Origin of the sequence: Prevotella aurantiaca (genome assembly GCF_015262605.1) — a bacterium.
Classification (GTDB): Bacteria; Bacteroidota; Bacteroidia; order Bacteroidales; family Bacteroidaceae; genus Prevotella; species Prevotella aurantiaca.
This window is the reverse complement of sequence record NZ_JABZSJ010000070.1, coordinates 1-11,755: the sequence shown is the minus strand read 5'-3', so window position 1 is coordinate 11,755 and position 11,755 is coordinate 1. Positions and strand designations below refer to the sequence as shown.

Sequence of the window (11,755 nt, the reverse complement as noted above, 5' to 3'; positions counted from 1 at the left end):
CCTAGACCCACTGATTAAGAGTCAGTTGCTCTACCAACTGAGCTAAGGGTGCATAGAAACGAAATTTGCACAATTTATGTACACCCTTAGGGACTCGAACCCTAGACCCACTGATTAAGAGTCAGTTGCTCTACCAACTGAGCTAAGGGTGCATATTTCGTTTTTGCGAGTGCAAAGGTAGCAATTTTCCATTAACCAACCAAACAAAACAATCTTTTTTTTTGGAAATAAATTTAATTGCTTATCTTTACTGCTAAACCTTTTGAAGTGTCATTATACAAGGATATTTGATTAAAAAAACAACATCATTTAGTTGGAGGATTAAGCTTAACATATAAATAACAAGCAACGAGAAAAGGAACTCAAAATTTCAGTAAAATATTTCTTATGCTGTGTAAGATATCCTGCACTTTTACTGCAACACTAAAGCAATCTTACTGCATAGCTTTTTCAATACCAATAAATCATAGTTGCAGTAATAATGCAAGGTTGTTACACTAATATGGTAAGAGTCAGAATTAAAAGCTAGTGATAATAAAAAAAGGAGTGAAACCCACTTGTAAGGCTTCACTCCTATAATCTTTCACAGTGTACGTTTACTTTATCTTATATTGCGTCCGTGGCAATTCTTGAATTTCTTTCCACTACCACAAGGACATGGATCATTTGGACGTGGCATCTTTTCAGCCATATAAGGGGTACGAGTTTGCTGTTGTACTGACTCACGAGTATCGTGATGAGCTGCAGCTTGCTGATTTTGGTCAATCAAATCGTCCTTCTTTTCGTCATAACGCTGTGCTTGTTGCTCTGGAACTGCTTCCTGAATTTCGTCTGAAGGCTGCATGTCAGGGATTTGTCCACGCATCAGTACACTGGCAGTACGGTTGTTCATATCATTAATCATGTTGTCCCAAAGCTTCACACTCTCAAGTTTGAAGATGAGCAATGGGTCCTTCTGCTCGTATGAAGCATTCTGAACTGAGTGGCGAAGTTCATCGAGCTGTCGCAAATTCTCTTTCCAATCATCATCGATGAGGTGCAAGAGAATTACCTTTTCAAATTGACGTACTACCGATCTAGCCTCTGATTCGTATGCTTCCTTCAGATCACAAGGGATATTATAAACGCGCTTGCCATCAGTAATTGGTACCATAATACGCTCATACATAGCTCCTTGGTTTTCGTACACCTCTTTAATAATTGGCCATGCAACAGTTTGAATACGTTCAGTTTTACGCTCAAAGTTTCCAATAGCTGCTTGGAAAGCACGTTCTTTCAATTCTTCCTTGTTTCCACTCTCAAATTCTGACTCAGTGAATGGACATTCCATAGCCAACACTTTGAAGAAATCTTCTTGGCAACCTTCATAGTCGTTGTTATCGATGATGCTTACACAGCGGTCCCAGATAATGTTTGAAATATCCATTCCAATGCGTTCACCCATCAAAGCATGGCGACGTTTTTCATAAATCACAGTACGTTGCTTGTTCATTACATCATCATATTCCAGCAAACGCTTGCGAATACCAAAGTTATTCTCCTCTACTTTCTTCTGTGCACGCTCAATACTATTCGAAATCATTGAACTTTCAATACGTTCTCCTTCGTCGAAACCAAGTTTATCCATTACCTTTGCAATACGTTCAGAACCAAAAAGACGCATCAACTTATCCTCCAATGAAACGTAGAAAACAGATGATCCAGGGTCACCTTGACGTCCAGCACGACCACGTAACTGACGGTCTACACGACGACTCTCATGACGTTCTGTACCTATAATTGCTAAACCACCGGCATCTTTCACTTCTTGCGAAAGCTTAATGTCAGTACCACGACCAGCCATATTAGTAGCAATAGTAACTGCACCAAGGCCATCAACTGAACGTCCAGCTTCAGCAACAATCTGTGCCTCCTTTAAATGTTGCTTCGCATTCAATACTTGATGAGGTATTTTACGCATACTAAGCATCTTACTAAGCAATTCACTGATTTCCACAGAGGTTGTACCAACTAAGCAAGGACGTCCGCTATTACGCATTTCTTCTATCTCGTCGATTACAGCTGCATATTTTTCACGAGCTGTTTTGTAAACACGGTCTTCCATGTCCTTACGTTGAATAGGACGATTGGTAGGAATTTCAACGACATCAAGTTTGTAGATGTCCCAAAATTCGCCTGCTTCTGTAGAGGCTGTACCTGTCATTCCCGCCAACTTGTGGTACATACGGAAGTAATTCTGCAAAGTAATAGTAGCAAAAGTTTGTGTAGCAGCTTCTACCTTTACATGTTCCTTAGCTTCCACAGCTTGGTGTAGTCCATCGCTCCAGCGACGCCCTTCCATAATACGACCAGTCTGCTCATCAACAATTTTCACTTCACCATCTAGAACTACGTACTCATCGTCCTTATTGAACATAGTATAAGCCTTGAGTAACTGTTGCAGAGTATGAACACGTTCACTCTGAACTCCGTAGTTACTCATAAGGTCGTCTTTCTTATCGAGATATTCTTGTTCGTCTATAACCTTATCTTCTTTCTCTTGTTCAAGTAGAGAGAGTTCTGTCGTTATATCAGGAAGTACAAACAACTTGTCATCATTTACTTCTTTAGCCAACCATGCTGCACCCTTATCAGTAAGATCGCAAGAGTTCATTTTTTCCTCCGTAACAAAGTAAAGAGGTTCAACTGCCTTTGGCATTTCACGATTGTTGTTTGCCATATAGTACTCTTCCGTCTTTAACATACCCGACTTAATTCCTTCTTCTGAAAGGAATTTGATGAGTGCCTTATTTTTGGGAAGTGACTTATGTGAGCGATAAAGTGCTAAGAAACCTTCTTCAAGCATTGCTTGGCGTTCTTTTTCATCGTTGCAATTTGCAGCATTAGAGATTTTAGTACGCGCTTCAGCAAGCAGTTCAGTAGCTTGTTTACGTTGAACTTCAAAGAGTTTCTGAACTAATGGTTGATATTCTTCAAACATTTGGTCATCACCTTTTGGTACTGGACCACTAATAATAAGAGGTGTACGAGCATCGTCTACCAAAACAGAGTCTACCTCATCAACAATAGCATAATTGTGTTTGCGTTGTACGAGATCAGCAGGTGACACAGCCATATTATCGCGAAGGTAGTCAAAACCAAACTCATTGTTTGTACCAAAAGTAATGTCTGCTTGATAAGCGCGGCGACGTTCTGGAGAGTTTGGCTGGTGTTTATCAATACAATCAACAGACAAGCCATTGAATTCATACAATGGGCCCATCCATTCAGAATCGCGTTTAGCAAGATAATCGTTCACAGTTACCACATGAACACCATTACCAGTCAAAGCGTTAAGAAAAACAGGCAATGTCGCTACAAGGGTTTTACCTTCACCAGTTGCCATTTCAGCAATCTTACCTTGATGTAGAACTGTACCACCAAAAAGTTGAACATCGTAGTGTACCATTTCCCATTTTAAGTCATTACCTCCAGCTGTCCAGTGATTGTGGTAAATTGCCTTATCACCATCAATGGTTATAAAGTCTTTTCTTGGGTCAGCTGCAAGTTCACGATCAAAATCATTAGCCGTTACAATGGTTTCTTCATTCTCAGTAAAGCGTCTAGCTGTATCTTTAACGATAGAGAAAGCAACAGGCATAACTTCATCCAATGCCTTCTCATAGTTATCTAATGCCTCCTTTTCAAGCTTATCTATTTTATTGAAAATATCTTCGCGTTCATCAATTGGAGTATCTTCTATTGTTTCACGAAGTTTAGCTATTTCCTCACGTTGCTGTTTACCAGCATCTTGCACAAATTGTTGGATTTCTTTTGTCTTAGCACGCAATTCATCGTTGCTAAGTTCTTTAATCGTTGGATAAACAACTTTAACTTTATCAACAAACGGTTGAATAAGTTTCATATCGCGTGTTGATTTGTCTCCAAATAGAGACTTCATTATTTTTGTGAAGTTCATTTTTTTATCAATATTTCAGTGGGCTCACTTGTTGATCATTACATTTTTATTATTACTAGCCCACTGGGTGAATATTATTATTTAATTTCTCACTAAATTATTACGCTACTCAAAACGCATTTAAAATAAACAACTCGGCGCGCGTATTAATATTGCAGAATTGACCGAGGGATTCGGCAAATAGTTTGATATTGTTTTTCTAAGATTTTCTAATTTTCGTACGTTATGTACAGTCGTTTGCCTATCGGAGAAAGAAAGGTGTGTGGCTGCAGATTTGTTTTCTTCTTCCTTCGAAATGTTCTTGTAGGCTTCGATAACCGACAATATGTCAGTTTCCATACCTTTTAAATTAAGATGATTGCAAAGCTCTTCTAAAGTAGCATTGCCCATTGCCGCCTTTAGCGCAGACTGATAAGTCTGAGCTTCTACTCCTGTTGCAGCTAATACTACAAGTAGTGCGGTAATATATTTATTCATCATTTTACTTAGATTCCATTGTCTTAATATAGACATTTCTAATCAGCCACTGATGGAAGATACAATTGAATAGCAAGAATAATGCCACAATTAAAATGAGAACTGGGATTTGTTGAAAAAATGCACCAATAAAGCCAACCACAATTGAAACTTCCCATGCCATCCACCACCAATGTTTCCTTTTACATCTAATACTCTTAACAACCGAAGGTATTAAGAATAAGGCTAATGGATTAAAAAAGAATATTATCATATTTATACTTACGCACGGATGATGAGAAAATATCATTATAAAGAGGAGAAGACCTATAACGCCTGAAAAAGACATCAAAAAAAAATCCCATCCCCAAAGAGCCTTTTTTATTTTATACTCTATAAGTAATACAAAAGCAGCAAGAACAGCAAATGCGAATGCAATCTGTATTGGAGAAACAAGAGAACTTTGAACATTGGTAAGTTTATTAGGTTTTAATATAAGTGATGTTCGTTTCACCAAAGGTTTTCCATTGTGTATTGCATTCTCTATATACTTGCGTAAGTTATCAGGCAAGAACAATTCTTTCTCTTTAGTTTCGACACTAAAATCGGCCGTTAAACCTAATAAAACATCTTCGCCAAACTGTGTCCAAACATCATTTTTATTCCATTCATGAATCATTTCACGATACGACAACAATGGTTTTGAACTATCAAAACTATATTCAGTCTTCCCTTTTAAATGATCAAGAAGCATATGTTGTGCTCTTGTAGTACAATTATCATAGAAGTAATTATACCGATAAACAACATTCTCTGGGAGCAAATTATTTTGTAAAGCAAGGAATATTTGGTATTTCTCTTCTTTACTAAGATTTAAAATTTGTTCAATAATCCCCCTACCCTCGTATGCATATTCATAAAGCATCTCTTCTGTTGCAGAAACCCCAACATGATAATCAGTCAATCCCAATACGAAACGAGGAACAAAGTAAGACTGAGCAAATGAAAACATACCATAATTAATAACAAGGTCGTTTTGATTTGCTCTATCGTTATATCTTATAGCTGTATGACCATATTGCGTCCACACCTCATGCCCTGGCGAACAAGTTAATAGAGAGATTTCTATAGAATCAGAATAGGTCAACGAATACGATTTTGCAGCCAGTGGGAAAACTGATAGCAAAATACAAACAACTATATTTAGAACGACATTTTTCATATGTTTGGCAAAGATAATGAAAAACTATGACACAGCAAAGAAACCTTATTAAAAATCAAAATAGTATATATATATTCCATGATATCATTTTTTTTTAATAACTTTGCACAGAATATATATTGAAATTACTAACAGATGAAGAAAAAACTCACAGCAGTCTTCTGTATAGCCTTATCTATTACGGCTATGGCACAGAGTGGTACCAATTCCCCATACAGCCAATTTGGATTAGGAACATTGGCACCCCAGTCTACTGGTTTCAATCGTGGCATGAATAGTTTAGCATATGGTTTTCACGAAAGCAATCAAATAAATTTTCAAAATCCGGCTTCATATTCAGCTTTGGATTCGCTTTCTTTCATATTCGATGCAGGAGTGAGTCTACAGATGACTAATTTTGAAGAGAAAGGACGTCAAAAGAACGCCAACAATGGTAATATTGAATATATCAGTGCAGCCTTTAGAGCATTTAAACATGTAGGCGTCAGTTTTGGCTTACTCCCGTATACTAATGTTGGATATAACTATACAAGTAGTAACAACATAAATTCAAAGCAAAATCCATCTTTGGAAGAACCTACATATTCTAACACATTTTCAGGTTCTGGCGGTTTAAGACAAGTTTATCTAGGCCTTGGTTGGGAACCAATTAAAGGACTTTCCCTTGGTGCAAATATTGCATATCTTTGGGGAGAATTAGAACGTATTGTTATAAATAGCTATAGCGACTCATATATTAATACTTTGTCTAAAACATATTCTTATGATGTAAGGAGCTACAAAGTAGACTTTGGTCTTCAATATACACACAAAATTTCTACAAAAGATGCCATTACTTTGGGCTTATCTTATTCTTTAGGTCACAAACTAGGTTCTAATGCTGTTTGCAACATTATATCAAAGAACTCGCAAACTGCAGTGAATGATACAACCAATTATTCAATCAAAGATGCTTTAAAATTACCTCATGTTTATGGCATAGGTGTAATGTGGAATCATAACAATCGTCTAAAGTTAGGATTTGATTACCAAATGCAAAAATGGTCGGATATAGAAATGCCGCAATTTAATGTTATAAACAATAAAGCAAGCTATACTCTTGAAGGAGGACAGCTAAAAGATATGCAGAAGTTTACATTTGGTGGAGAATATTGTAAAGGCGATCGTTATCGTGGTTTCTTTAGCAGATTGCACTATCGTGCAGGCGTTAGCTATTCAACACCATATATAATGATTAACAACCAAGATGGACCAAAAGAAATTTCGGCAAGCATTGGCTTGGGAATTCCTATTGTGAACAACTACAATCATAAAAGTTTACTAAATGTTGGTGCCGAATGGGTAAACAGAAGTGCCACAGGTTTGATAAATGAAAATATGGTCCGAATTAATATTGGTCTTACCTTCAACGAACGTTGGTTCGCTAAATTTAAGGTACGATAAAGTGCTATTAAAACCCATCATAGTTGCATAATGAAACAAAGCAAACTTTTCATATCATGTATGATAATTGCTTTATGTGTCATACCTCTCTTAACTTCATGTAGTGAGAAGCGCACTAATGAAGCCCCTGCTATTTATGAGCGCGATTCTGTTCCTATTATGACAACATATGGTGTGAACACATTGATTTCTGACTCTGGAGTTATCAAATATCGAATTACAGCTGAAGAATGGGAAGTTAATGAAGTTAAGAATCCTTCGCGCTGGACATTTAACAAAGGATTATTACTTACTCAATTTGACCTGAAAAAGCATGTTTTAGGTTTTATACAATGCGACACAGCGATATATTATGACAAGGAACGTCGCTGGGAACTTCACGGACATGTACAGATTGTAACTGAGAAAAAAGTAGAATTCTACAGCAGCGAACTATTTTGGGACGAACGAAATCATCAAATATGGTCGCGTAAATTTTCACGTATAAAAACTCCAGACAAGGTTTTAGAGGGAGATTGGTTCAAGAGCGATGAGCAAATGACAGTCTATGAAATACGCCGAACAAAAGGATGGGGTATTTTCAAAGAACGTGAATTATCTCCTAATAGTGATGGAGCAATGTCTATGCCTTCAGCACCAATTGACGCTGCTGCTCAGAAGAATATTCAAGAAACAGTAATAAATTGATAAAAAAGAACATTGGATATTAGTTTAATAATAGGAATCTTAGTGTCTTTGACGTTATCTGCATTCTTTTCAGGAATGGAGATTGCTTTCGTTTCAAGCAATAGAATGCTTGCAGAAATGGACAAAGAAAAAAATGGTTTTGCGCAAAAATGCCTACAAATTTTTTATCACAATCCGAATGGTTTTGTATCAACAATGTTAGTAGGCAACAATATTGTTTTAGTTTTGTATGGAATATTGTTTGCTGACATTTTTAACGCTACATTATTTTTATCTTTTCCGCCTGTTACACAAGTTATTCTAAACACCATCTTCTCAACTGTCATTGTTGTTTTTACAGGAGAGTTTATTCCAAAAGTATTATTTAAAAGTAACCCTAACGCACTTTTATCTTTTTTTTCCCCACTTGCTTATTTATTCTTTATATTATTGTGGCCAATAAGTCGCTTCTCTACTTTTGTATCAAGACTAATGCTAAGAGGTATAGGTGTAAAAGTAGATGAGGAAAAAAGCGATGGTACTTTTACAAAAGTTGATTTAGATTATTTGCTTCAAAGTTCTATAGAGAACGCAAAAGATGATGGTAAGCTGGAAGAAGAGGTTAGGATTTTTCAGAATGCTTTAGAATTTACAGATACTAAAGTAAAAGATTGTATGATACCACGCACAGAAATTAAAGCTGTTGATATAAACTGTCCGGTAACGGAATTACAACAGAATTTCATTGAAAGCGGAAATTCCAAAATAGTTGTTTACAAAGATGACATCGACCATATTGAAGGTTATATTCATTCTTCAGAGATGTTTAAAAACTCGCAAGTATGGCACGACCATATCCTAAAGATGCCTTTTGTACCAGAAACAATGACTGCTCAAAAGCTAATGCACATGTTTCTACAACAAAAAAAGAGCCTAGGGGTTGTTGTTGACGAATTTGGCGGCACAAGCGGAATCATCTCATTAGAGGATATTGTTGAAGAAATCTTTGGAGATATAGAGGATGAGCACGACAATGCAAAGTATATCGCAAAGAAAATTACGGATAACGAATATATCTTCTCTGCTCGTTTAGAAATTGAGAAAGTTAACGATATGTTTAATTTAGACCTACCAGAAAGTGATGACTATATGACAATAAGCGGCTTTATTTTACATGAGTATCAAAGCTTTCCAAAATTAAACGAACTTGTAAAAATAGGGAAATATGAATTCAAAATCATCAAGAATACTATGACAAAAATAGAACTTGTGAAGCTAAAAGTTATCGATTAGCGCATTTTCTTGGGTAATTATTATTTTAATTATCTTTTTATTTGTATTTTTGTACGCAATTTTTGCATTCGTAAAAGAAATAAATCAAAATAAATAAATAAAAATGGCAGCATTAGGAAAAATCAGAAGCAGAGGCATCACACTGATTGTTATAATCGGTTTGGGTCTTTTTGCATTTATTGCTGAAGAAGCCTTCCGTTCTTGTAACGGAATCAAAGGCGAAGCACGCCAACAAGTGGGCGAAGTCTTAGGAGAAAAAATCAATGTGCAAGACTTCCAAAAGCTTGTTGATGAGTATCAAGACGCTATCAAGTTCACGATGCAACGTGACAACTTGTCTGAGAGTGAAATTAATCAGGTGAAAGACCAAGTTTGGCAGCAAATGGTTACAAATCGTATCCTTGAAGCTGATGCAAAGAAAATTGGTTTAACTGTTACCGAGAAAGAGTTGCAAAATGTTCTTAACGAAGGTACAGACCCAATGTTATCTCAGACTCCTTTTATTAACCAACAGACAGGACGCTTTGATGTAACCATGTTGAAACAATTCCTTGACGGTTATGAGAAGGCAAAATCTACAAATCCACAGCAGGCAGAACAAATGAAAACAGCTTACAACTATTGGATGTTTGTTGAAAAGAATCTCCGTTCACAATTGTTAGGCCAAAAGTTCCAAGCACTTTATACTAGCTGTATCCTTTCTAATAAGGCAGAAGCAAAACTTGCTTTCAAAGACGAAAATGAAGAAGCACAAATTCAATTGGCTTCTATGGCATATACTTCTGTAAAAGATGCTGATGTAAAATATACTGACGAAGACTTGAAGGCTAAGTATGAAGAACTAAAGCCTATGTTCCGTCAGACTATTGAAACACGCGATATTAAATATGTGGACTATAAGATATTACCAAGCAATGCAGATCGTAATGCAATTACAAAAGAAATGAACGCTTACCAGCAACAATTGGCTACAACTGAAGACCCTTCTTCTATTATTAGCAAGAGCGGTAGCGTAATTCCTTATATTGGTTTGCCAGTAAGTAGCAGTGCTTACCAAGCATATCCAGAAATTGCATCTAAAATTGACTCTTTAGGAGTAGGAACAACTGCAGTTACTGAAAACAAAGATGATAACACATTGAATATCATTCGTGTATTAAGCAAATCTCAATTACCAGACTCTGTTCAATTCCGCCAAATTCAAGTTGTTGCTTCAACTAAAGAACAAGCTATTGCAAAGGCTGATTCTATCCAAAAAGCCTTAGCTGGTGGAGCAAACTTTGAAGCAATTGCTAAACGATATGGCCAAACTGGAGAAAAAGTATGGTTCACTGGTCAGCAATATGAACATGCGAATACAATGAACGAAGATAATCGCCGATACATCAATGCTATCATGAATGGCGAAATAAATAATGTTCAGAATTTAGCATTTACACAAGCAAACGTTATTCTTCAAGTTCTCGACAAGAAAGCAATGAAGACAAAAACAACTGCAGCTATTATTAAGAAGCCTATAGACTTCTCAAAAGATACTCGCAGCACCGCTTTCAATAAGTTCTCTGAATATGTTGCAAAGGGAACAACGCTTGCTGATCTAGAAAAGAATGCAGCAAAATTTGGTTATAAGGTACAAGAGCAAAAAAATGTAACTACTGCAGAGCACTACCTTGCAGGTGTTCACGCTACTCGTGATGCTTTGAAATGGTTATTCGAAGCTAAAGAAGGTGATATTTCTCCACTTTACGAATGTGGTGATAACGATCACTTCATGGTTGTAGCATTAACAAAAATTCATCCACAAGGCTATCGTTCATGGGACGATGCTGAAGTAAAGGAGATTTTGAAGCGCGAAGTTATCAAAGATAAGAAGGCTGAACAGTTTATTTCTAAGCTCAATGGCTTAAATAGCATTGCTGCAGCTCAATCTAAGGGTGCTAAGGTTAGTGAAGTTAACCAAATTACGTTCGCAGCACCAGCATTTGTTCAAGCCACAGGTGCTACAGAACCAGCACTTTCAGGTGCAGTTGCAGCAACAGCCACAGGTAAATTCTCTAAGAAACCAGTTAAGGGTAATGCAGGTGTATATGTATTTCAGGTTGTAAAGAAAGCATTACGTCCAGGTGTTCAATACGATGAAAATAGACAAATGCAAATGTGTATGCAACAGAATATGCAGGTTGCAAGTGGTTTTATGCAAGACTTAGTATTAAACGCAAAGGTTGTTGATAATCGTTACTTGTTCTTCTAAGAACATTAGTATACATATATTTTAAATAAAGGTGGATCTGCTTAGCAAATCCACCTTTATTTATTTCTATTTCCTATTATATCTTAATCAACAAAAACAAGCAAAGATCCAAAAATATAATAAGAATACTTCATAATAAAAATGAGAACTTTGTCCAAGAGTAGAAGATTCTAAAATTGATGAAGCAAAATATAAACTAAACAAAGAGATTTTGGCATTATAATAGTGATTTAAATTAAATAATAAAGTAATTATGATTTAAATAAAATGTAATTACAAAATAAAAAAACGTAATTACAAAATTCAAAAAAATAATTATAGTATTCATTTAAAAACTTATTTCTATATCCCGCTCCCTTTATAACACATACAATTTAAATTAGCAAATCCACAGACAAACTATATATATTATATTTAGTCCTCCCTTAAAAACCTAATATTATCCTGATTCATAGTATATTATCCT

7 protein-coding genes and 1 tRNA gene are annotated in these 11,755 nt (G+C 36.0%); 4 read left to right on the top strand and 4 right to left on the bottom strand.

Annotated features, from left to right (window positions below):
- Positions 1 to 79: 79 nt before the first annotated feature.
- From HXN26_RS09930 to HXN26_RS09915, 4 genes are all read right to left on the bottom strand, one after another.
- Positions 80 to 152, bottom strand: a tRNA-Lys gene (locus HXN26_RS09930).
- 449 nt (positions 153 to 601) lie between these two features.
- Positions 602 to 3,958 carry a preprotein translocase subunit SecA gene (secA, locus tag HXN26_RS09925; protein WP_273161035.1) on the bottom strand — a complete coding sequence of 1,119 codons (3,357 nt, stop codon included), beginning with the start codon at positions 3,956 to 3,958 and terminating at the stop codon, positions 602 to 604.
- A gap of 120 nt (positions 3,959 to 4,078) precedes the next feature.
- On the bottom strand, positions 4,079 to 4,438 hold the full coding sequence (locus HXN26_RS09920) for a hypothetical protein (RefSeq protein WP_036889221.1): 360 nt from the start codon (positions 4,436 to 4,438) through the stop codon (positions 4,079 to 4,081).
- A gap of 1 nt (position 4,439) precedes the next feature.
- On the bottom strand, positions 4,440 to 5,636 hold the full coding sequence (locus HXN26_RS09915) for an Lnb N-terminal periplasmic domain-containing protein (RefSeq protein ID WP_273161032.1): 1,197 nt from the start codon (positions 5,634 to 5,636) through the stop codon (positions 4,440 to 4,442).
- A gap of 135 nt (positions 5,637 to 5,771) precedes the next feature.
- On the opposite strand from HXN26_RS09915, the gene bamG reads away from it, so the two are divergent.
- The 4 genes from bamG (at position 5,772) to HXN26_RS09895 (ending at position 11,289) form a co-directional block, all read left to right on the top strand.
- The gene (bamG, locus tag HXN26_RS09910) at positions 5,772 to 7,079 is read left to right on the top strand and encodes a BamG family beta-barrel-assembly machinery protein (protein ID WP_273161030.1); all 1,308 of its coding nucleotides are present in this window, start codon (positions 5,772 to 5,774) and stop codon (positions 7,077 to 7,079) included.
- A gap of 30 nt (positions 7,080 to 7,109) precedes the next feature.
- A complete protein-coding gene (lptC, locus tag HXN26_RS09905) occupies positions 7,110 to 7,766 on the top strand; it encodes an LPS export ABC transporter periplasmic protein LptC (RefSeq protein ID WP_273161029.1) in 657 nt (218 codons plus the stop codon).
- A gap of 12 nt (positions 7,767 to 7,778) precedes the next feature.
- Complete coding sequence (locus tag HXN26_RS09900) at positions 7,779 to 9,038, top strand: hemolysin family protein (protein WP_273161028.1); 1,260 nt, start codon at positions 7,779 to 7,781, stop codon at positions 9,036 to 9,038.
- A 103-nt stretch (positions 9,039 to 9,141) separates the two neighbouring features.
- Positions 9,142 to 11,289 carry a peptidylprolyl isomerase gene (locus HXN26_RS09895; RefSeq protein ID WP_273161026.1) on the top strand — a complete coding sequence of 716 codons (2,148 nt, stop codon included), beginning with the start codon at positions 9,142 to 9,144 and terminating at the stop codon, positions 11,287 to 11,289.
- Positions 11,290 to 11,755 lie beyond the last annotated feature (466 nt).